General features: G+C 47.2%; 23 protein-coding genes and 1 rRNA gene. 14 read left to right on the forward strand and 10 right to left on the reverse strand.

Going from position 1 to position 22871, the window contains the following annotated elements; translation table 11 throughout:
• Positions 1-82: 82 nt before the first annotated feature.
• Positions 83-295: an SE1561 family protein gene (locus ACZGCQ_RS15835; protein WP_023467294.1), complete on the forward strand. Its 213-nt coding sequence runs from the start codon at positions 83-85 to the stop codon at positions 293-295.
• 40 nt (positions 296-335) lie between these two features.
• Positions 336-1721 carry a 23S rRNA (uracil(1939)-C(5))-methyltransferase RlmD gene (gene rlmD, locus ACZGCQ_RS15840; RefSeq protein WP_481266819.1) on the forward strand — a complete coding sequence of 462 codons (1386 nt, stop codon included), beginning with the start codon at positions 336-338 and terminating at the stop codon, positions 1719-1721.
• 50 nt (positions 1722-1771) lie between these two features.
• Here rlmD and ACZGCQ_RS15845 read toward each other — a convergent pair whose 3' ends face one another.
• The 7 genes from ACZGCQ_RS15845 to ACZGCQ_RS15875 all read right to left on the reverse strand — a co-directional run bounded on the left by ACZGCQ_RS15845 (position 1772) and on the right by ACZGCQ_RS15875 (position 8304).
• A complete protein-coding gene (locus tag ACZGCQ_RS15845) occupies positions 1772-2650 on the reverse strand; it encodes an aldo/keto reductase (protein WP_481266820.1) in 879 nt (292 codons plus the stop codon).
• Between the two features lie 31 nt (positions 2651-2681).
• A complete protein-coding gene (locus ACZGCQ_RS15850; RefSeq protein ID WP_481266821.1) occupies positions 2682-3248 on the reverse strand; it encodes a TVP38/TMEM64 family protein in 567 nt (188 codons plus the stop codon).
• On the reverse strand, positions 3245-4639 hold the full coding sequence (locus ACZGCQ_RS15855; protein ID WP_051656219.1) for a sensor histidine kinase: 1395 nt from the start codon (positions 4637-4639) through the stop codon (positions 3245-3247). The genes ACZGCQ_RS15850 and ACZGCQ_RS15855 overlap by 4 nt, the downstream gene beginning before the upstream one ends.
• Positions 4636-5319 (reverse strand): response regulator transcription factor, encoded by a 684-nt coding sequence (locus tag ACZGCQ_RS15860; RefSeq protein ID WP_023467299.1) that lies wholly within the window; start codon positions 5317-5319, stop codon positions 4636-4638. The genes ACZGCQ_RS15855 and ACZGCQ_RS15860 overlap by 4 nt, the downstream gene beginning before the upstream one ends.
• 127 nt (positions 5320-5446) lie before the next feature.
• Positions 5447-6007, reverse strand: a complete 561-nt coding sequence (locus ACZGCQ_RS15865; protein ID WP_481266822.1) for a GNAT family N-acetyltransferase — start codon at positions 6005-6007, stop codon at positions 5447-5449.
• Positions 6008-6237: 230 nt separating this feature from the next.
• On the reverse strand, positions 6238-7377 hold the full coding sequence (locus ACZGCQ_RS15870; RefSeq protein WP_481266823.1) for an amidohydrolase: 1140 nt from the start codon (positions 7375-7377) through the stop codon (positions 6238-6240).
• An 18-nt stretch (positions 7378-7395) separates the two neighbouring features.
• Positions 7396-8304 (reverse strand): TIGR01777 family oxidoreductase, encoded by a 909-nt coding sequence (locus ACZGCQ_RS15875; protein WP_481266824.1) that lies wholly within the window; start codon positions 8302-8304, stop codon positions 7396-7398.
• A 133-nt stretch (positions 8305-8437) separates the two neighbouring features.
• On the opposite strand from ACZGCQ_RS15875, the gene ACZGCQ_RS15880 reads away from it, so the two are divergent.
• From ACZGCQ_RS15880 to ACZGCQ_RS15900, 5 genes are all read left to right on the forward strand, one after another.
• A complete protein-coding gene (locus tag ACZGCQ_RS15880) occupies positions 8438-9253 on the forward strand; it encodes a RecX family transcriptional regulator (RefSeq protein ID WP_481266825.1) in 816 nt (271 codons plus the stop codon).
• A 321-nt stretch (positions 9254-9574) separates the two neighbouring features.
• Positions 9575-11302, forward strand: a complete 1728-nt coding sequence (locus tag ACZGCQ_RS15885) for an ABC transporter ATP-binding protein (protein ID WP_029340903.1) — start codon at positions 9575-9577, stop codon at positions 11300-11302.
• Positions 11303-11316: 14 nt separating this feature from the next.
• Positions 11317-13377 carry an ABC transporter ATP-binding protein gene (locus ACZGCQ_RS15890; protein WP_481266826.1) on the forward strand — a complete coding sequence of 687 codons (2061 nt, stop codon included), beginning with the start codon at positions 11317-11319 and terminating at the stop codon, positions 13375-13377.
• Between the two features lie 60 nt (positions 13378-13437).
• The gene (locus tag ACZGCQ_RS15895) at positions 13438-13758 is read left to right on the forward strand and encodes a DUF1811 family protein (protein ID WP_023467306.1); all 321 of its coding nucleotides are present in this window, start codon (positions 13438-13440) and stop codon (positions 13756-13758) included.
• Positions 13755-14027, forward strand: coding sequence for a YfhJ family protein (locus tag ACZGCQ_RS15900; RefSeq protein WP_023467307.1), 273 nt, complete (start codon positions 13755-13757; stop codon positions 14025-14027). Before ACZGCQ_RS15895 ends, ACZGCQ_RS15900 begins: the two co-directional genes overlap by 4 nt.
• A gap of 45 nt (positions 14028-14072) precedes the next feature.
• On the opposite strand, the gene ACZGCQ_RS15905 is transcribed toward ACZGCQ_RS15900, so the two are convergent.
• The gene (locus ACZGCQ_RS15905; protein WP_481266827.1) at positions 14073-15056 is read right to left on the reverse strand and encodes a metal-dependent hydrolase; all 984 of its coding nucleotides are present in this window, start codon (positions 15054-15056) and stop codon (positions 14073-14075) included.
• A 103-nt stretch (positions 15057-15159) separates the two neighbouring features.
• On the opposite strand from ACZGCQ_RS15905, the gene mutY reads away from it, so the two are divergent.
• From mutY to ACZGCQ_RS15925, 4 genes are all read left to right on the forward strand, one after another.
• Positions 15160-16176 carry an A/G-specific adenine glycosylase gene (mutY, locus tag ACZGCQ_RS15910; RefSeq protein ID WP_481266828.1) on the forward strand — a complete coding sequence of 339 codons (1017 nt, stop codon included), beginning with the start codon at positions 15160-15162 and terminating at the stop codon, positions 16174-16176.
• Positions 16176-16601, forward strand: a complete 426-nt coding sequence (locus tag ACZGCQ_RS15915; RefSeq protein WP_029340908.1) for an SRPBCC family protein — start codon at positions 16176-16178, stop codon at positions 16599-16601. The genes mutY and ACZGCQ_RS15915 overlap by 1 nt, the downstream gene beginning before the upstream one ends.
• 116 nt (positions 16602-16717) lie before the next feature.
• Positions 16718-17260, forward strand: a complete 543-nt coding sequence (gene ntdP, locus ACZGCQ_RS15920) for a nucleoside tri-diphosphate phosphatase (RefSeq protein ID WP_023467311.1) — start codon at positions 16718-16720, stop codon at positions 17258-17260.
• 90 nt (positions 17261-17350) lie between these two features.
• On the forward strand, positions 17351-19084 hold the full coding sequence (locus ACZGCQ_RS15925) for an ABC transporter ATP-binding protein (RefSeq protein ID WP_047395203.1): 1734 nt from the start codon (positions 17351-17353) through the stop codon (positions 19082-19084).
• A 50-nt stretch (positions 19085-19134) separates the two neighbouring features.
• Here the strand turns inward: ACZGCQ_RS15925 and ACZGCQ_RS15930 are convergent, their stop codons facing one another.
• On the reverse strand, positions 19135-20433 hold the full coding sequence (locus ACZGCQ_RS15930; RefSeq protein ID WP_023467313.1) for a glutamate-1-semialdehyde 2,1-aminomutase: 1299 nt from the start codon (positions 20431-20433) through the stop codon (positions 19135-19137).
• Positions 20434-20608: 175 nt separating this feature from the next.
• Between ACZGCQ_RS15930 and perR the strand changes: the two genes are divergently transcribed.
• Positions 20609-21031 (forward strand): peroxide-responsive transcriptional repressor PerR, encoded by a 423-nt coding sequence (gene perR, locus ACZGCQ_RS15935; protein ID WP_369792039.1) that lies wholly within the window; start codon positions 20609-20611, stop codon positions 21029-21031.
• 14 nt (positions 21032-21045) lie between these two features.
• Here the strand turns inward: perR and ACZGCQ_RS15940 are convergent, their stop codons facing one another.
• Positions 21046-21408 (reverse strand): DUF2614 family zinc ribbon-containing protein, encoded by a 363-nt coding sequence (locus tag ACZGCQ_RS15940; RefSeq protein WP_481266829.1) that lies wholly within the window; start codon positions 21406-21408, stop codon positions 21046-21048.
• 114 nt (positions 21409-21522) lie between these two features.
• On the opposite strand from ACZGCQ_RS15940, the gene ACZGCQ_RS15945 reads away from it, so the two are divergent.
• On the forward strand, positions 21523-22392 hold the full coding sequence (locus ACZGCQ_RS15945) for a nucleotidyltransferase-like protein (protein ID WP_035398755.1): 870 nt from the start codon (positions 21523-21525) through the stop codon (positions 22390-22392).
• Between the two features lie 349 nt (positions 22393-22741).
• Positions 22742-22871 (forward strand): 16S ribosomal RNA (locus ACZGCQ_RS15950); the annotation flags it as partial.

Below are 22871 nucleotides of genomic sequence, written 5' to 3' on the forward strand. Positions count from 1 at the left end.
GTACTCCTCCTTTTTAGTGCTCCACTTCGTATCGTATGCTAAAATAACGTCGGAATCCAGCGGAAGAAAGGAAGTCTGAATAATGGGAAAAGCAAGAACTGATAAACTTGGTCAAATGAATGTGCTAAAATCAAGAATGCAGCTTCTCTGTCATACAATCGATTCACTTGATGAATCATCAGATATCGAAGATTTGGAACGACTGATCGTATCACTGGATCAACTCAAGGCGAAGGTCGTTCGATATGCGAAGGATATGAAAGAACAAGAAGAAACGAAAAAAGCGGTAGATTGAGACCGCTTTTTCATTTGCACAAACGGAAAGGATGAAATCAATGGCAACAAAAATCAAATTAAAGACAGGTGAGATCCGTTCGGTCACGTGTTTACGGATGGGAATCAACGGTGAAGGGATTGCGACGCTCGAGCGACAAATCGTCTTCATCCCAGGATTACTCGTCGGGGAAACGGCACAGATCGAGATCACGGAAATTCATGCAAACTATGCGAATGCAAAAATCTTGAAGCGTGACGATCGTTCACCGGACCGCGTGACACCGCTTTGCCCGGTCTATAGTGTCTGTGGCGGTTGCCAATTACAACACATGAGTTACGACGGACAATTACGTTATAAGGAAGAGATGCTACGCAATGCTTTCTTAAAATCAACGAAATTGAATATCGAGAAAGCCGATATTCGTCCGACGATCGGTTCGAAAGAATGGGAATACCGCAACAAGTCACAATTCGTCGTCGGTAAACAAGGGAATGAAATCGTCAGCGGTCTCTATTCGGCCAATTCGAATCGTCTTGTCGCGATTGATGATTGTGTCGTTCAAAATAAAGATACGCTTCGTGTCAACCAAGCTGTCACGAAACTGCTCAACGATTATAAAGTACCCGTTTACCATGCAGCAAAACAAGACGGTGTCATGCGACACATCGTCGTCCGGACAGGAATCAAAACGGGCGAAATTCAAGTCGTACTGGTTGCCTTTAAAGACGGCTTCCGTGATTTAGAAGGTTTGTCACGCGATATCATGGATATCCCGGGGGTCGTCTCGGTCGCACTGAACATTAATGATAAGTTAACGTCACGTGTCTTCGGAGAAGAGACAGAAGTCTTGCGTGGCGTTGAACGGATCGAAGAAGAGATGGGCGAGTTCACGTATCAATTGTCTCCTCGTGCTTTCTTCCAGTTGAATCCAGAACAGGCAGAGCGGATGTATGAAGAGATTGCGCGTGCCGCTGCTTTGACAGGCGAAGAGCGTGTCTTGGATGCATACGCAGGTGTCGGTTCAATTGGACTCTGGATCGCTAAAGGAGCAAAAGAAGTCCGCGGTATGGAGATCATTGAAGAAGCCGTTGAAGATGCCAATGCGCACATGAAGCAATACGGATTCGACCATGCCCACTACGTTGTCGGTAAGGCAGAAGCGTGGATTCCACGTTGGGTCAAGGAAGGCTGGATTCCAGATGTCTTCATCGTCGACCCACCACGCTCAGGTTGCGATACACAATTGTTGAACGCGATGATCTCGTCTAAAGCGAAAAAAATCATCTATGTTTCGTGTAACCCGCAGACGCTTGCCCGCGATTGTGATCACTTGATGAAAGCGGGATACAAGGTATCGTACATTCAGCCGTACGATATGTTCCCACAAACAGCGCACGTTGAAGCAATCGTCGTGCTCGAAAAAAAGAAAAAGAAAAAGTTCTAAGTAACAAGCCCGTATGCACTCCTTGAACGAGTGGACATACGGGCTTTTTATCATGTTTGCGAGGAATAACCGAACGTCGCGTCACACTCAGCAAAGCGTTCCTTTAATTGAGCAACACGGTCAGCGGGTAATGGACCACGTTCGATCAGTTGCTGATTCAATGCGAGGTGTTCTGGTCGAGACGTGCCGATGATAGCCGTCGTGATTCCTGGCTCAAAAACCGTGAAACGAAGCGCTGTCTCAAGCCAACTGGATTCTTCGAGGGGATAAGCGAGTTGTTGCGCACGTTCCCAGTAAGGTTCGACATACTGTCCGACCGGACGCTCCGTGAAGCGCCACGGGGCATTACCGATCGGACGCTTTGCGATGACTCCGTGATTCGAAAGCGTAGGTAGGACATCATCGACACGTTGGTCAAACAGATTAAATGATGTTTGGAAACTGTCGAAGCGATTCGTTTCGATAGCATATGTCAAGTCTTCCCGATCACCGGAATAAGCGATGACGCGAACTTTTCCAGCTTGTTTTGCTTGTTCAAGCGCTTCGATGACATCTCCTTGGGCGAGAACTTCTCGACTACAAGAGTGGAGATGTACGATGTCGAGATAATCCGTTTGCATCGTTTGTAAGGCTTGATCGATGCCACCATGAACCGCTTCAAAGGTCCAGTCCTGCGCACCAGGAACATCATAGCCGACTTTCGTCGACAGAATGACGTCGTGCCGACGATGCTTTAGAAATTGTCCGACGCGTTGCTCCGATAAGCCATAGCCGCGTGCTGTGTCGATCAGGTTGATGCCGAGATCACGTGCTTGTTCGAGCAAATAGACTGCTTCGCGATCCGTCATCTGTTCTGCGCCGATGTGACCGGCTCCGAACCCAAGCGGGGATACGAGTAGGTCGGATGTTCCAAAACGTCTTAACTCCATGAACGATACTTCCTTTCAGACATCTGTAGTTCTATATCGATGATGCTCGTTTTTGTTGAATAAGGTATAGCAGATAACCAACGAGTGCCACGCCTGCAATCGACCATTGAACGATGGACGAGGATTGCATGAACTGATGGACGGCGAGCACTTCGACTAACATGGCTGGAATTTTTCCAATCGTACTGGCAGTCAGGAAAAGTAGAATCGAAATACCACTAGCGGCACTGACGATGTTGACGATGCCAGACGGGATGAACGGTAACAGCCGCAGCAAGATGATCGTCCAAAACGCTTCACGTCCTTGTTGTGCTTGCAGTTTTTGTTGCAAACGAGCGAATCGATCGGGAAGCGGACGACGAAGGGCATACCGCAGTCCTTTTCGGTAAAGTAGAAACGCACAAACCGCACCTAAGACTTCACCGATGAAAGAGAGCAATGTGCCCATCCATAATCCGAAATAGACGAGATTCGCAGCGGTGACGAACGTACTCGGTAGGACACCAAGTACACTGACGACGACGCCGACCAAGACACTAACGAATGGAGCGAACGGTCCAAAGAGTTCAAAGGTTTGGATGACATGTTGTTCCATCATTCGAATCCATCCTCTTCATCCGGAAGAAGCGGTAACTCGATGTGGACAGTCGTTCCTTCTCCAAGAACGGAGTCGAACCGGATCGTCCCATCATGACGATCGATGATGTGTTTTGTGATCGCAAGACCGAGACCAGTGCCACCATCTTTCCGCGTCCGTGATTTATCGACACGGTAAAAACGTTTTGTCAGTCGATCAAGATGTTCTTCCGGAATGCCTTCCCCTTCGTCCTGGATAAGACAATGCGTCCGGTCGCCGATCGTTTCAGTCGATAAGAAAATCTGTTTGCCAGGCGGTGTGTACCTTAAGGCGTTATCGAGTAAATTGCCGAAGACTTGCTCAAGGCGGTCCGTATCGCCTAAGACAATTTGATCTGGATCGAGGTTCATCACGAACGTGACTCCTTTTGACTGGGCGATGGGTTCCATCCGGTAGATGACATCTTCAAGTACTTGACTGAAGACAAGCGGTTGCTTCGACATCGGATAGGAATCGCGCTCGAGTTGAGCGAGATCAAGCAGATCATTGACGAGACGTTGCAGACGTTCCGTTTCCCGCTCAATGATTTGGTAATACTGCGCACGCTTTTCTTCTTCAAGCGAATCATCCTGCATCATCTCTGTGTAACCACGGATGTAGGAGAGAGGTGTTCGCAATTCATGACTGACGTTCGCGAGGAACTCTTTTCGCTGCTCGTCGACTTCCCCGAGCGATTCCGCCATCTTATTTAACGTTTCTGCGAGTTCTCCGATCTCATCGTCCGATTGAATCGGAATCCGGTAATCAAAGTCACCTTGTGCATAAACAGTCGAGGCGCGCTTCATGTCGATCAACGGACGGATGATCGTATCGATGATTTGTCGTCCGAAGATGACGAGATTCAAGACAATCAGTCCGATCATGAAGAAGATCATCAAGCGGAGTGGGCGGAATGGTTCACTGATTTGCCCAAGTTCCAGGTACAAGATCAGCGTACCAACCAGTCGATTGTTTTCGATGATTGGAAATCCGGTCATCAAAATATCCGTTCCTTCAATCGGATGGGTCCGACTGGAGACGATGGTTTCACCGTTTCGAAGTTCTTCGATATCCGCATTCGTCAAAAAGCGCAGTCCAGCTGGATTTTTCTTCAGGAAATCGATAAAGAAGACTTTCGATTCCGTCAACTCATTCGTATAAGTCATTCCATCGTAAAAAGCACCAGATAATCCTTCAGATTCATAAATGTTGATCAGCTTTTCGCCTCGGTTCAATAAGATATCTTCCTGCGTTTGAAGATAGAATCGATCGTAGAGGTAGAACGTCAACAAGACGAATAAAATGGCGGAAAAAACGCTTGTGAACCAAATCGTGATCCAAATCCGGCGCCGGATCGTATAGCGCTTAATCATACTTCCTCGAATTTATAACCGATGCCCCAGACCGTTTGAATCGAGCCACCAGCTTCCCCGAGCTTTAAGCGAAGTGTTTTGATGTGTGTATCGACCGTCCGTAAGTTCCCGATATAGTCCGCACCCCAGATTTGATCGAGTAACTGTTCGCGAGAAAAGACCTTATCATTGTTTTGAGCGAACAGGTGCAACAAATCAAATTCCTTACGCGTCAGACTGACCGGCTTGCCATTGACGTGGACACTCCGACTTTCAGTGTCGAGTTCAAGCATGCCGAGCGTCAGGGTAGCCGATTGATCAACTGTAAAGCGATGAGAACGACGAAGAGTCGCTTCGATGCGAGCAAGCAATTCTCGAGGGCTGAATGGTTTTGTGATATAGTCATCAGCTCCGATTTTCAGACCGTGAATACGATCGAGCTCGTCCGAACGTGCCGTCAGCATGATGATCGGAACGTTTGAGAATTCACGGATGCGCATACATGCTGTCAAGCCGTCCATTTCCGGCATCATGACATCGAGTAGAACGAGATGGAATGTATTTTGTTGAATGAGATGGATCGCTTCTTGTCCGTTAGAAGCTGTCATCGTCGTGTAGTGTTCTTTTTCAAGATTCGAGACGAGAAGGTCACGCATTTGTGCTTCATCATCTACTACGAGAATGTTAAACGATTCTGGCATTAGTCTTCGCTCCATTTCCTGTAGAAGAAAGTGTTTCTTCCATAAAGATGAGTTTTCTTATTTATCATACCATTTCAAACTTTAGAAGCGCATGTGTGGACACAAAAAAGCATGAGAGACAAGGCTCTCATGCTTCGAGTTGTTGGTGATCGTATAGTGTTTCGAGCTCCCGACCATGAATGTACATGTGGAAACTAGATTTTGAGACTTCATATAGCGTGAACTGTGTCTCGCCGGCATTCAATTGCTCAAGAAGCGCAGGGCGCAACTCATCCGCGCAGAACGCATACGGCAATTTTTCAGCTGCTTTTTGTGACCGAATATTGCTTTTGCGAATTTTCATGAAGACACTTTCATATACAAGCTCGAAGAACAGCTCAGAGAAGAATGCTTCTTTCGCTAAATGATTGTATCCTTTACCATGATACGGTTTACCTAACCATGTACCGAGAAACCCATATTGTCCTTCGATATCGAGTAAACTAATCGTACCAATCGGTTGATCGAATTCATCTAGGATGGTACGTGATACGATTTCACCACGTTCTTCCTCTTCGATTGCCTGCTTTGTAGTAAACAGAAATTCATCAAAGTACCGTGTTTTTTGGCGGACGTACGGATATACGTCTTGATGCTGCATCAGTTCGAACAAATCAGCGCAGTCGCTCAGCTCCCGTTGCTTGAGCATACTTCCATTCCTCCTTTTAGGACCGCAAGAATGATTGTCGAAAGCTACCTGTCTGACTCGTTTGAACCGCGCATGGTATGCCTTCTTCAGTTGTCGGATAAGATAATATTACCTTCTTTTTTTAAAATTGCAAGAAAATAATTTTTGTGAAAAAAGATACAAAAACAAGATGTTTTCCGTAAGCGTCTAAAACCCCCGAAAGGTGCAATAAACACCTGGCGGGGGTGGAGTTAAGTCAAGTTCAGTTGAGCGTGTTCAAAAATGATTTTTCCATCAATCATCGTCATGAGCGGCTTCGCTAAATAGTCGAGTGGGAAGTGACTCCACAGGACGAGATCCGCGTCTTTTCCGGTCTCGATTGATCCGACACGATCGTCCACACCGAGCGAGCGGGCGGGATGAATCGTGATCGCGCGTAAGGCGATATCGACCGGTAGACCTTCTCGTGCGGCAAGACCAGCGCAGAGGTTCAAGTATTGGACAGGGGTGTACGGATGATCGGTCGTAATCGAGATTTCAAGACCATGTTCGTGAAGAATCCGGTACGTTTCCCATGTTTTATTCTTCAGTTCGATTTTAGACTTCCGCGTGAATGTCGGTCCAACTGTTACTTTTTCGATCGGCAATTGCTCCATTTCTTTTGCGACGAGATGACCTTCCGTACAATGTTCGATACGTAAATCAAGATCAAACTCTTCCGCAAAACGGATGGCAGAAAGGATATCATCTGCTCGGTGCGCATGTACACGAAGCGGCATCTTATGATCAAGGACCCGTTTGATCATCTGATGAGCGAACGTTTCGGAAACTCGTTGTGTCCGAACTTCAAGAAAGGCTTCGCGCAACATCCCCATGATGCCCATCCGTGTCAGTTCACCGGCGCGACCAGCACTATGGACACGCTTTGGGTTTTCACCGAGCGCAACCTTCAGACCCGCATACTTTCGAAGAATCATATCATCGATGAACCGTCCGTGCGTCTTGATGACACTCGTGACGCCACCAATGATGTTCATGCTACCAGGCATGACTTGAACGGTCGTGATCCCGTGTTCGATGGCTTCCTTAAAGCCTTCATCCAGCGGATAAACGCCATCAATGGCACGTAGATGAGGGGTCATCGCGAAAATCGTCTCATTCGCATCATTTCCGACGGTTCCGGTACCTTCGTCATATAATCCGAGATGTGTATGGGCATCGATAAAACCAGGCAATAAAAAGTGACCTTCTGCTTCAATGACTTGATCGTTTTCTAAATGATCCAGTAATTCACCGATTTCAATGATTTTCCCATCACGAATGCGGATGTCCCCGTAAAAACTGTCCGAAGTAATCGGATAGATATGTGCATTTCGAATTAAGATATCCAAGTATCGTCCACCCCTGTACTAGTTTGAATGCTCGATTGCTCGCAATGCATCCTTTAGTTCAGCATACCGAAACTTGTATCCGTTTTCGAGCGCTTTTTTCGGAATGACACGAGCTCCTTCTAGTACAATCGTACTCTTTTCACCGAGTGCGAGTTCTAACGCGAAGCGTGGCGCCGGTAGCCAGTGAGGGCGATGTAAGACTTTTCCGATCGTCTGTCCGAAACGCCGCATCGTCTCCGGATGCGGAGCAGTGATGTTCAGTGGTCCTTCGACTGTCGGGGTCTCAAGTGCGAATATGAATAAATCGACTAAATCGTCGATGTGGACCCAGGAGACCCACTGTTTTCCGTCGCCCATCGTTCCACCGCCAAACAAGACATAGGGCAGGCGCATTAATGGGTAAGCGCCACCGGCTTTCGTTAGGACGACACCGATTCGTGGATGGACAAGTCGAATGCCAGCGTCAGCAATCGGGCGGGCAAGGTCTTCCCAGGCGACACAGACATGACTTAGGAAGTCAGCGGTCGGTGGAAGGGGTTGATCTTCGGAAAATGTTTGATGCCGATCTTGTCCGTAAATGCCAACCGCAGATGCAGACAATACGACATTCGGCTTTTGATCGAGTGCTTCAACGATTCGAACGAGCTCCTTCGTCGTGCTGACGCGACTGTCGAGAATGACACGTTTTCGTTCATCCGTCCAACGTCCGTCGTTGATCGAAGCGCCAGCCAGATGAATGAATGCATCGACGCCCTCTAAGTGCTGTTCCGGTTTTGCGTCTTCTGTCATCCACTTGATATATGTGACCTGCGCGTCATTCGCTTTCGGATGACGCGTTAAGATAAAGATGTGATGTCCTTGATCTAGTAAACGCTTCGTCAAGGCTTGACCAATCATACCAGTTCCGCCGGTAATCGCAATGTTCATGTAATCCATCCTCCCTGAAATAAGTAAAAGTAGCTTCTTTCCATTTGTTCCCGTTCCATGGTTTCACTCAAACATAGACCTGCCTGTTCATGATATCGTAGAACTACCGAATCAGGTTAGGGGAGGGAACGACATGAAGATCAAACGGATCTCGACACAGAAGAAGAACAGCGAACGATTCAACATCTATGTCGAGCGTGAGGGCAAAGAAGAATACGCCTTTGCCGTAGATGTGGATATCTTAATCAAATACAATCTGCAACGCGATAAGGAGCTCGATGACGACTTCGTCAAGGAAGTACTGACGGCTGAGGAACAGCAGAAGGCATATCGTCTCTCATTGAATCATTTATCGTACCGGATGCGGGCAACAAGTGAGGTCGTCACGTATTTGACGGAAAAAGAGACACCGGAGCATGCGATTAAACATGCGATCGATCGATTGACGGAGCAACGCTATCTGGATGATCAACAGTTCGCGCTTGCTTATACGGCGACGAAAAAAGCAACGACACCACAAGGACCAGGAAAGATTCGCCGTGATCTAGAAGTACTGAAGATCCCAAAGCCAGCAATTGATGAAGCAATCGCGACGTTTACGGATGAAGAGGAATATGAAAAAGTCCTGAAGTTTTTGCGGCAAAAGCAAAAAGAGCTTCAACGGCGTTCTGTACGCGAATTGACGCAAAAGCTACAGATGACACTCATGCAGCGCGGGTTCTCGTCCGATTTGATTAAAGCGGGCATTGAAGAGGTGTTTTTAGCTGAAGAAGGTGACGGAGAAGAACAGGCGGCACTTTATCAAGCACGCAAGTATTATCCGAAGTACCGGCAACTCGAACCGTTTGAACGCGAACAGAAGGTGAAGCAAGCGCTCGTCCGAAAGGGATTTCCGTACGGTCTAGCAGCTCAAGTCCTCGAACAAATCAAAGAAGAAGAGGCGGAATAATAAAAGCAAGACGAAAAATTGACAATTATCCGACAATTGTGCTATTCTACGCACAGACTAAGAAAAGGAGGAACCGTCCTATGAAAAAGCCAATTGGTTTCACACACATCCAACAGCTGAATATGACGGAGACTCTTGAGCACGTATAAGTAATTCATTTCATGTGCGAGCAAGGGGATTCGTCTCCCGAGCGCGCAGACGAACAAGAATGCATCATGCCCATTTCAAGGCATACTGATTCTCGGACTGCATCCGGAAATCCGTATGCCTTTTTGCGTGCTCGGAAAAAACACTTCATTTCACAGTAAAGGGGGGACCCTCATGCGTTTATTTCGGCAATTGAGTTGGTTTCTAAAAGAACACAAATCATCTTACCTCGTAGCAGTCGTCTTACTGATTATCACGGGCTTCATCGATTTGACGCCGCCGTGGTTGATCGGAAAAGTAATCGACGGTTTACGCTCAGGTTCGATGGACCGTACGACACTCTTACAGTATGTCGGTGGATTAACGGTCATTTCCATCGTTTCCTTCATCTTGACGTATCTGTGGTTAGCGAAATTATTCGGAACGGCATTTTTATTAGAACGGACACTTCGGAGTCGCTTCTTTACGCACTTATTGAAACTGACGCCGACGTTCTACCAAAAGAATCGGACGGGAGACTTGATGGCGCTCGCGACGAACGACTTGAAGGCGGTCGAGCGGACAGCTGGATTTGGTGTCTTGACGCTCGTCGACTCGTTGAACATGACGGCAATCACCCTCGTCGTCATGGGGGTGGCGATCGATTGGAAGCTAACACTTGCTGCCTTGTTACCGATGCCACTTCTCGCCTACGCGATGAATAAGCTCGGAAGTCAAATTCACGGACGTTTCATCACTGCCCAGGATTCATTCGGAACGATGAATGACCAGGTTGTCGAGTCGATTTCCGGACTGCGTGTCATTCGCTCGTTCGTCCAAGAACCGGTCGATGTCAAACGCTTCGACGATGTCACGACGGATGTCTTTGAGAAAAACATGCACGTCGCAAAAATCGATGTCTTATTTGAACCGATCATCAAGCTGCTCGTCGGCTTTAGTTACTTGATCGGCTTATCGTTCGGGACATATCTCGTCTTTACGAACGACATCACGCTCGGACAATTGGTCGCCTTTAACATCTATCTCGGGATGCTGATTTGGCCGATGTACGCCTTTGGCGAATTGATCAATGTCATCCAGCGCGGAACAGCAAGTCTTGACCGCTTAGAAGCAACGATGCGAGTCAAACCGTTGATTGCTTCGACACCGCGGGAACACGTCGATCGCCCTGAACGGATCGAGATGAACGATTTGACGTTTACGTATCCAGAGACAGCCCATCCGGTCTTACGAGATTTGAATATGACGATCGAACAAGGAACAACGATCGGAATCGTCGGACCAACCGGATCCGGTAAAACGACGTTCTTGCGTCAATTCCTACGTGAGTATCCGATTGGACGGGACATGCTGACGGTCAATGGCATACCGTATGAAGATGTTGCGCTAGAGACGGTTCGCGGTTGGACGGGTTATGTGTCACAAGAACATTTACTATTCTCGAAATCCGTCCGGGACAATATCTTGTTCGGTGCAGGTGAAGCGACAGAAGAAGAATTGCAGGAAGCGATTCGTCTCGCATCCTTTGAAAAAGACATTGAAACGCTCGAACAAGGACTTGAGACGATGGTCGGTGAACGTGGCGTCACGTTGTCAGGCGGACAAAAGCAACGTCTATCGATCGCGCGGGCGATGTTAAAAAAACCAGAGTTGCTGTTGCTGGATGATTCACTATCAGCGGTAGACGCGAAAACAGAATCACATATCATCGATTCGATTCGCTCGAACCGTCACCAATCAACGACATTGATTGTTGCTCATCGCTTATCGGCAGTGGCACATGCGGACGAAATCATCGTCTTGCAAGACGGAATGATTTCTGAACGAGGAACACACGACAGCCTGATGGCACAAAATGGCTGGTACGCTCAACAATTCGAGCGACAAAGTGAAGAGATGTAAGGAGGTGCCTCTGCATGAATGAATTGGAATTATATCAACTCGATCCGGCACGTCGGAAGACGACGATCCGTTCGTTGATCCGCTATGCGATGCATGAAAAACAAGCGATTTTCTTAGGATTATTTCTACTCGTACTGGCAGTCGGAGCGGAATTGACAGGTCCGTATATTGCGAAAGTCATCATCGATGAACATATCGTGGCAATTGAAAAGGACTGGGTCGAGGTTGAATCAGACGGTGCGGTCATCTATGACGGCCGTCAGTTCGCCAAAGCACAAGACGTCTCGAAAAGTCAGATTGTTCAATCCGTCTCGATCGTCCAAACGACCAACGGCTACTTTTTCGTACCGAAACAAGTCGTCAGTGGGGGAGAGCGGAAAATCAATGGAAATACGATGACGATCACGCGTGGAGATGACGTCTACACGTATGATAATATTCAAAAACTGACACAAGGACAGGTCTATGATTTTTATTCAAAGGACTTAAAAGCAATCGGCTGGTTATCCTTGATCTACGTCCTCTTGCTGCTGGCAGCGGCTGGTTTGAACTGGATTCAACAAATCTTGCTCCAGCGATCTGCCCATAAAATCATTAAACGGATGCGGCTTGATGTCTTTACGCATCTGCAACAGTTACCGGTCCGTTATTTCGATCAGACACCGATCGGTAAAATCGTCAGTCGGGTCACGAACGATACGGAAACGATTCGCGATCTTTATCTTGGTGTGCTCGCCCGAGTCTTCTCAGGGATCATCACGATGGCGGGGATTCTCGTCGCGATGTTCTTCCTCGATTATCGCTTAGGACTCGTCTCGCTGATCATCATTCCGATCGTTTATTTTTGGATTCAGCTGTTCCAGAAACTTGCGACGAAGAATAACTTCAAGGTCCGCTCGCTCGTTGCCGACATGAATGGTCAACTGAATGAGAACATCCAGACGATGCCGATCATTCAGGCTTATGCACGCGAGAAGGAAGTCCTTGCCGAATTCGAACAAAAAAACGAAGAAAACTATCAGACGCGGGCAAAGTTGTTACGACTCGATGCCCTGATGTCTCATAACCTATCCTACTTTTTGAAAAACTTGACGCTCGCCTTGTTGATTTGGGTCGTCGGCGGAAAAAGTCTGACGAACGGATCGTTTTTATCGCTCGGGATTTTATATGCGTATATCGATTACGTGTCCCGTTTATTCGAACCCGTCACCCAAATCATGAATCAGCTGTCACCGCTACAACAAGCACTCGTTTCAGCGGACCGGATGTTCCAATTGCTTGACGAAAAGGGAGAGCCGGTCGAACAAGGTCGCGTTGCTCGGTTTAAAGGAGCGGTGACCTTCAAAGACGTTGAATTCAGTTATGAAGCGGGGAATCCCGTATTACGTGAGATTCAAATCGATGCTCGTCCTGGCGCGACGATTGCTCTCGTCGGTCACACGGGTAGCGGGAAAAGTTCAATCATGAATTTATTGATGCGTTTCTATGATCCGTCAAAAGGACAGTTGTTGATTGACGAACAGGACGTGACGACTTTACCGAAACAAGCGGTTCGTGAGCATATGGGCATCGTCTTACAGGATCCGTTCCTCTTCACAGGAACGATTCGCTCGAACATCACACTCGGCAATCCTGATATTTCAGAAGAACGGGTACGACAAGCAATCGAAGCCGTCGGCGCGGATCGGTTCATTGATCGTTTACCGAACGGGCTCGATGAACCAGTCATCGAAAAAGGTGCCACATTATCAGCGGGTGAACGACAGTTGATCAGTTTTGCCCGTGCGTTAGCGTTCGATCCTGCGATCCTAGTTCTTGACGAAGCGACAGCGAGCGTTGATTCGGAAACGGAAGCGGTCATTCAAGATGCCTTGCTGACGTTAACGAAAGGGCGGACGACGTTCATCATCGCCCACCGCTTGTCGACGATCAAGGATGCGGATGAGATTCTTGTTCTCGATCATGGACGGATCGTCGAGCGCGGGTCCCATGATGTGCTCCTTGCAACGTCCGGGATTTATGCGAAAATGTATGCGTTACAAAGTAAGCGGAATCTTGAATTGAAATCAAGCTAATCCATCCAGTTTCTCCTCCTTTTCGTTTATACTGAAAAACGAAGAGGGGGAGTTTTTGTAATGGAGACACGAATGAGTCAATTATCGAAATACGAGCTTGAGATGTTGATCACGAAATTAAGTGAACAAAAACGAAAAGCGGAGCAACACGGGAACGTCAGTGAAGTGGAAGTCGTGACGCGGAAAATCGCCATTGCGAAAAGTTATTTGATTGATCCGGCACGATTCGAACGGGGGGCCTTTTACCGAATCGAAGGAGAAGAGGCACGATTTGAGTTACACTTCGTCAATGGCGTCATGGGCTGGGGACATTTTGAAGGAACCGCTCAGGAAGTCGCGATTCCGCTCGCGTTATTCACAGGAGAGGGAGAACAGACATGACGAATCGAGAACAAGCCCTTCAGCAACTGGCTGAAGAATTATTGCAAGTAAATGAAGTATTAACCCCGGAAGAAGCATTGACGTGGGTCGAAGTGCTTTGGGAAGATTTCGAAGCGACACTCGCGCGCGCAGGTGAGAAATATCAAGGTGAAGCCGTCGCGGTTCATTTCGTCGAGCAGCAGATCAAACAGCACGGGGCAATGTTGCACCGGTTTAATACGACGAACGAAAAATTCAAGCATTTGATGACAGGTCGAAACGTCGAATGAAAAAAGCTCCGCACATCGGGATTTCCGTTGCGCGGAGCTTTGTCTTTATAATGCAGGGATGAACAGTTTTTTCTGCAAGGTCCGTTCACTGAAGACCCAGCCGGTATAGGAGCTGACGATTTTTTGTGTGGCAGCGTCGATTCTGACGACGGCAACGAATGGATAGACTTCCTTCGTGAAGTAACGCAGGTTGGTGAAGCGGTATTCGACAATGCCGTCCTTTCGTGAGACCGTATACGTATGAATCTTCGAGAACTCAAGAAACGCTTGCAAGTCAGCATTTTGTTTGACGATTTCGTACAAGGCGTCACCGTGTGGTTCGTCCTTGATGCGGAAGTTTCCACATTCGACGACGGTTCCACTGTTGATCTTAACGACGGAATACTCATCGCGTAATCGTGCTGCGACATGCCACTCATCCCATTTCATGCCAGGTGAGATGAACAGTTTATGGGCGCCGCGATAATAGCGTGCAGCGGTCGCGAGTGCATCGTTTCGCAACTTGAACTGCACAGCGTAATAGATGATGACGATAGCGATCAAAATCGGGAAGATGACGATCGTCGCTCTCGTTAGTAGCCAAATCCCGAATGCGGCATAATACATCGTGAACAGATATGGATCAAACGTATTGATGACACCCCAACCGATCCAGGATTGTTTGAACGGGTGTAAGGCTTGTGTACCGTAAGCATTAAACAGATCGACAAAGACATGAAGAGCGACAGCGATCTGCGCCATCAGCCATAATGAAGTCGGAGGTACACCAAACAACGTGCCGATGACGATTGAAAGTAATAACGGCCAGGCGAGCAAGGCAATCAACCCGTGCGATTTTCCACGGTGTTGACGCAAGTAGGCGCTGTTTCCTTTAAATTTAAAGACGGTATCGAAGTCCGGTGCGTGTGAGCCGACGAGCGCCGTCGTCGTCACGGCAGCAAACATCGTCGTGCTCGCTGCGACGTCAGGGTGTAGCGTCGAGATGGCGGCGAGACAAAGTCCCATGCCGATATGCGTACCAGTATCCAATGCGAATTCGCTCCTTCTATAAAATCGTGATGGTGAATCCATCGAGGTTCTGCCGAGTAATTTTTAATAAATATATCGTATCCAAGAGAAAAGAGGTAACCTTTTGACTGTCGTTCAAGAATATTTCACAAACTTTAATAAAACACAATTTACCACAGAACTGATTGCCTGGTTCCTTCGTGAACAGCGGGATCTCCCGTGGCGAAGAACCAAAAACCCGTATCATATCTGGATTAGTGAGATCATGCTCCAACAAACACGTGTCGATACGGTCATTCCATATTATGAACGCTTCACGAAACGTTTTCCGACTCCACATGATTTAGCACAAGCGGATCAGAGTGAAGTCCTGAAACACTGGGAAGGCTTAGGGTACTATTCCCGTGTCAAGAATCTTCAAATCGCGGTTCAGGAAGTTGTTGAAAAATATGACGGAATCGTTCCGGATGAGAAGGAATTATTCAGTCAGCTGAAGGGTGTCGGTCCGTACACGACGGGAGCGGTACTGTCGATTGCTTATGGACAGGCAGAACCAGCAGTAGACGGAAACGTGATGCGGGTCCTCTCGCGTGTACTTGGAATCTATGAAGATATTGCTGCACCGAAGACGAGAAAGTTGTTTGAAGCTGCGGTTTATCAGTTGATTGATCCGGCTGATCCGTCAAGCTTCAATCAAGGTCTAATGGAACTCGGTGCGATGGTCTGTACGCCGAAGTCTCCGATGTGTGGACTCTGTCCTGTTCAAGACGTTTGTTTTGCATATGATCGAAATGCACAGGAAGAACTACCTGTGAAGACGAAGAAAGGGAAGACGCAAATTATTCCTTATGATGCTCTTGTTTATGAAGCAGACGGAAAAATCGCAATTGAACAACGGGCGGAGACCGGTTTGCTTGCTGGTATGTGGCAATACCCACTTCGAGAAGCAGAAGAAGATCGTAATGGAACGCTTGTCGGGCACGTCCGACATATTTTTTCACACCGGATCTGGGAAATTGCCGTTTATCGCGTGACGGAACAGCCGGACCAGACGGTACTGGTTGATCAGGAAACGTATGCGAAGCATCCGGTATCTGTCGCGCAAATGAAGATTGATCGACTATTAAAGGGGGAGATCTAATGCATACTTTTCGTTTTGAGACACGTGTCGATACATCAAAGGAGCAAGCGTGGGATTTTTTAAGTGACGCCAAGGCCTTAAGTCGATTGACGGTATTTCCGCAAGTGAAGACGTCAGGCGATACGCGGACACGAGCGGGAAATACGATTCGTCTGCGCGTTGGTGTTCCTCCACTATTTGTCTCGTGGACGTCTTGGATTCCTTTCGTAGAAGAATATGTCTTCGTCGATGTCGGTACAAAAGTTCCGTATCCATTCCGGGCATGGTGCCATGTGCATCGGGTCGAAGAACGTGAATCTGGCGTCTATTTCGTGGATGAAGTGACGTATGCATCCTTCTTGCCAGCTTTCATCATTGAAGCATTCATCTTGAAACCGATGTTCAAACAACGAAAAAATGCGATTTTGAATCACTTTCAAGCCTGAATTCCGTCATTTTTCTGAAAAAATACCCTTTCGTTTTTCATGCGTTCTGAAAATGGGTATAATAAGCACGAGAGTATAACAGAATGGAAGAAAAACGCTTTAGAAAGGAGTAGCACATGAGTCGATTCCCAAAAGAAAGTAGCAAGATTGAGATTCAAAGTTTCAAACATAACGGGAGCTTACACAGAGTTTGGGAAGAAACGCTCGTGCTGAAATCGACGGAAGAAGAATTGATTGGGTTCAATGACCGCATTATGGTCAGTGAATCGGATGGTCGTCAGTGGCGAACACGAGAGCCTGCAATCTGTTACTTTTCAACAGAACTCTGGTTCAATGTCATTTGTATGATTCGGGAGGACGGCATTTATTATTACTGCAATCTTGGATCACCTTCTACGTTCGATGAGAAAGATCGAGCAGTCAAGTACATTGATTACGATTTAGATATCAAAGTATATCCGGACATGTCCTACATGATCCTCGATGAGGACGAGTATGAGAAGCATCGCCGCGAGATGAACTATCCGAAGGCGATCGATCGTATTTTGAAAGACAATGTCCAAATCCTGATTCAATGGATCCGCAGTCGGAAGGGTCCATTTAACCCGGCTTTCGTGGATATGTGGTATCGTGAATATGAAACAAGATATCGGAGATGATGGTTCGCCATCGTCTTTTTTTAATTGAAGGAAGTGAAACACGTGGCAACACAAGCAAAACGTAAGAAACAAGGCTCGATCCGCCGCTATATGGCGTTCGTCAAGCCGTATCAAAAACAGATTCTCCTGACGGTTTTCGTCGGGATCATCAAGTTCTCGATCCCACTCGGACTTCCGTTGTTGTATAAGTACATCATCGATAATATCCTAACCGGAAACACGATGCCGATGGCGGAAAAAAGTAAACAATTGGCATACTTAATCGGAGCGGGTGTCTTCATCTTCTTGATCGTCAAACCGCCGCTCGAATATGTTCGTCAGTACCTCGCGCAATGGTCCGCGTCGAAGATTTTATTTGACGTACGGAATCGATTGTTTGATCATGTTCAGAAATTATCACTTCGATTTTATTCGAATACGAAAACCGGAGAAGTCATTTCGCGGATCATCAATGATGTCGAGCAGACGAAAGATTTCGTCGTCACGGGATTAATGAATTTATGGCTTGATATGATCACGATTTTCATTGCGATCGCGATCATGTGGACGATTGATCCGAAATTGACGCTCGTCGCCATCATTCCATTACCATTCTATGCCCTTGCCGTTAAGTTCTTTTATGGTCGCTTACGTGGATTGACACGGGAACGCTCGGCAGCCCTTGCGGAACTACAAGGTCATTTGACAGAACGGGTCAACGGGATGGCGGTCATTCGTAGTTTTGCCCTCGAACCACACGAGAACAAAGCGTTCAAACATCAAAATGATGGATTCTTAAAAGCCGCGCTTCGTCAAACGAACTGGAATGCGCGAACGTACGTCGTCGTCTCGACGATTACGGACTTCGCACCGATCCTGATCTTCGGAACGGCAGCCTTCTTCGTCTTGAACGGACAAGTGTCGCTAGGAACGATGGTCGCATTCATTGGGTATATCGACCGTCTGTATGCGCCGCTCGGTCGTCTCGTCAACTCCTCAACGACGTTGACACAGTCGATTGCTTCGATGGACCGGATGTTCGAGTTTTTAGATGAGCCGTATGATATCACAGAAAAACCAAATGCACGCGATCCAAAAGACGTCCGCGGAAACGTTCAGTTCGAAAACATCAGTTTCGCTTATGAAGAAGGCGGCGAGCTAGCGATTGATCGTTTAACGCTTGACGTTCAGGCAGGCGAACGGATTGCTTTCGTCGGGATGTCAGGTGGTGGGAAATCAACGCTCGTCAGTTTGATTCCGCGCTTCTATGATGTGTCTGCCGGTCGGATCACACTGGACGGCGTTGACATTCGTGACTTGAAGTTGCGTGGTCTTCGCGATCAAATCGGGATGGTCATGCAGGAATCGATTCTCTTCAGTGAATCGGTCCAGATGAACATCAAGATGGGGAATCCGGAGGCGACGGACGAGGAAGTCATCGCGGCAGCAAAAGCAGCAAATGCCCATGAATTCATCGAACGGTTACCAAACGGTTATCATACGCCGGTCGGAGAACGCGGCGTCAAGTTATCAGGTGGTCAAAAACAACGTCTTGCGATTGCACGGGTCTTCTTGAAGAATCCACCGATTCTAATTTTGGATGAAGCGACGAGTGCGCTTGATTTGGAGAGTGAAGCGATGATTCAAGATTCGTTAGCGCGTCTCGCGAAAGGGCGGACGACGTTTACTGTCGCGCACCGTTTATCAACGATCACCGATGCCGATAAGATTGTCGTCATCGAAAATGGTCAAATTACGGAAATCGGTACACACGAAGTCCTCATGCAAAAACGGGGTGCGTATTTCGAACTGTATGCCATTCAAAATCTGGAACTCGTCGAATAACACAAAAGCAGCGATCCTCGTGAGGGTCGCTGCTTTTTTAGGAGGAAGACTTAGAGTCGAGCAAAGGCACGATCGACTGCTGCGATCGTCTCTGTGATGTCGGCTTCCGTATGTTCCGTCGTCAAGAACCACGCTTCGTATTTCGAAGGGGCAAGGTTGACGCCTTCTTCTAGCATCAATTTGAAGAAACGTCCGAACATCTCGCTATCTGCACGTTCTGCACCATCGTAATCGATAACTGTTTCATCCGTGAAGTAGACCGTCATGGCACCTTTTAGACGGTTGATCGTAATCGTGACGTCATGACGTTTTGCTGCTTCTAGCACACCTTGTTCGAGTAAGGCGCCAAGATGATCGAGTTGTTCATAGACACCAGGCTGCTCAAGTAATTCAAGACAAGCGATACCCGCAGCCATCGATGCTGGGTTACCTGCCATCGTACCTGCTTGGTAAGCCGGACCGAGTGGCGCGACGTGTTCCATGATTTCTTTGCGACCGCCATAAGCGCCGATCGGTAAACCACCACCGATGATTTTGCCGAGTGCCGTCATATCGGGACGGATATCGAGTAACTCTTGTGCACTGCCGTATGTGAAGCGGAAGGCTGTGATGACTTCATCATAGATGACGAGTGCGCCGTGTGCATGCGTGATTTCGTTGACCGCAGCAAGGAAACCAGGTTGCGGTTCGACGATACCGAAGTTTCCGACGATCGGTTCAACGAGTACACAAGCGACTTGATCGCCCCATTGTTCCATGATTTGACGGTACGATTCGATATCATTGAACGGTGTCGTGATGACTTCTTTTGCCGTCGCTTTCGTGACACCAGCTGAATCAGGAGAACCAAGTGTCGCCGGTCCGCTACCTGCTGCAATCAGCATCAAATCCGAGTGACCGTGGTAACATCCACTGAACTTCACGACGAGCTCACGACCCGTATACGCACGTGCGACGCGAATCGTCGTCATGACAGCTTCGGTTCCCGAGTTCGTAAAGCGTACTTTTTCAAGCGAAGGGATCGCTTTTTGTAGTTTATGTGCAAAGTCGATTTCTAGACGGTGTGGTGTGCCGTAAAGAAGACCGTTTTGGGCAGCATGGGTGATCGCTTCCGTAATGTGAGGATGACCGTGTCCCGTAATGATTGGACCATAGGCTGCTAAGTAATCGATATAGCGATTGCCATCGACATCGTAAAAGTAAGCACCTTCTCCGCGTTCCATATAGACAGGTGCGCCGCCACCGACGGCTTTGAATGAACGGGATGGGCTGTTGACGCCACCAACGATACACTCTTGTGCGATTTCATATAACGCCTCTGAAGTAGGACGTGTAGTGTGGGTAGACATGAGGATTCCTCCAATCGATGATTCGTGAAAAATATCACGATATGATTGTATCATGGACGTCAAATCCGGTGCAGAGCCGTTGACGGAATGCCTATTTGTAGGTAGACTATTTATAAAGATTACAATCTGATAATCAATGAAAGATAGAAATGAGGGGATGGACGTGGCTAACGAAATGCTGGATGACGCCGTGAAGTCACTTCGGGAATCAGGCGTTCGAATGACACCACAACGTCACGCGATTTTGGAATATTTAACGACGGGACACACGCATCCGACAGCGGATGAGATTTATCGTGCACTCGAACATCGTTTTCCAAACATGAGTGTGGCGACTGTATATAATAACTTACGCGTGTTTCGAGAAAAGGGAATCGTTGAGGAAATGAATTACGGAGACGCTTCAAGTCGCTTCGACTTCGTTACGACACGCCATTACCACATGATCTGTGAAAATTGCGGAAAGATCGTTGACTTCAACTATCCTGTGCTCGATGATGTCGAAACGGTTGCGGCGCACTTAACAGGCTTTAAAGTCGATCGTCACCGATTAGAAGTGTACGGAACTTGCCCGGACTGTCAATCGAATGTCCAATAAAAAAACGAGCTGCCTTAGCGGGGAGCTCGTTTATTGTGTTTATTATATTTTTCATCGAATTCTTTTCCTTCAAGAGATGGGTCCATCGTCAGTGGTTCATCGCAATGCATACATAAGTCGACGCGACCAAGGACTTTTGTTTCTTTTCCACAGTTCGGACAAGTGACGACAGCTGCCTTCGTTGATGTCAGACCAATCAAGAAATAGAGTGCCGTACTGGCGAGAACCATGACGAAACCGAGAAGCATGAGTAAGACCATGATGATTTCAAATTGTTTGAGTAATAGACCGCCATACATGACGAGCATCCCACCGAAGACGAGAAACATAGCTAAGTTTCGCGCTCGGTTTATTTTATTTTTACGATGTTTTTTCAAGTGAATTCCCCCTGTTGTCAGTCTAGCATAAGAAGTGGGATTGCCTGAAGAAGGAAAGCTTGTTTTTTTGTCGAAAATGGTAACGACGAGTTCGTATAGAAGGGTGAGAAGTACATGGAACAAGCAACACGAACGATTTATTCGGAGTACGCGGCTTATCGTGAAACACAAGGGATCATTGCTGTTGAGAAACGGCAACCACGGGATTCCCTGACGGATCAATTTGATACACTTCTTGTCGTCATCACGAGAGACCCAGAAGTCGAGTGGACGATCAAACATTATCGACTGAATACACTAAAGGTGTCGTTACACCTCGTACATGAAGATGTGTTATCACGCTGGATTTTATTAAATGCCAATCGACGCGCGATTCACTGGATTGCAGAAGGAACGATCGTTTTTGAACGAAATGATTACTTAGTTGATTTAAAACGGCAGCTATTAAACTTTCCTGATGAGGAAAGATGTTTACAGATGACGATTTCGTTCGCTAAACTTTTGCGTCGTTTCCAAGACGGAAGGAACTTGTTCAGTCGCGGACATCATTATGATGCCTATACACACGTCCATCACGCATTACATCATCTCGCGCGATTATCTGTTCTGGAAAAAGGAAAACATCCCGAAACAGTCGTCTGGGAACAAGCGCGACTCGATGATCCGGATGTCTATAAACTATATGAACAATTATTGATGAGTGAAGAGACATTAGATCAACGTATTCACCTCGCCTTGATCGGACTTGAGCATCTTCTGCAGTCGAAGGTCTTATCGGGAGGACGCTATTTATTTGAAATCATGCGTGAGCGGACAAGTCCTTGGACGATGTATGAATTGATGGAAGAAGAGCGACTACAAGAAGTCAAAGTGGATTTAAGTAGTCTGATTGATTTCTTCATGCGAAAAGGTCTAATCAGGATTTCTTATCAAACAACTAAAGGAGCAGGGGTCGAACTCGTAACGTATGAGCCGGTCGTATGACGATCGGCTTTATTTTTTTTCTATATGTTGTTTTGGCTATATATAGAAGGAAAAAGATTTTAAAAGTTTTTTTAGAAAAACTATTGACGGTATTATACCGAGATAGTATATTAATACATGTCGACAGGGCAACACGCACTGAACGGTGACGAGAAAGAAAAAAAGATTTCAAAAAGGGATTGACGATTAAGTTATTCCGTGATATCTTATTAAAGTCGCTGAAAACGACACGACGAACTTTGAAAACTGAACGATGAGGCAAAAATCGTATTCTACGGAATACAAAAACGAATGAAGCGCAAGCTTCGTCAATCGTGACTTCGGTCACAACAACGAGCAAGTCAAACACTTCATGGAGAGTTTGATCCTGGCTCAGGACGAACGCTGGCGGCGTGCCTAATACATGCAAGTCGAGCGCAGGAAACTGACGGAACTCTTCGGAGGGAAGGCAGCGGAATGAGCGGCGGACGGGTGAGTAA

Source organism: Exiguobacterium sp. HSB13 (genome assembly GCF_056764755.1).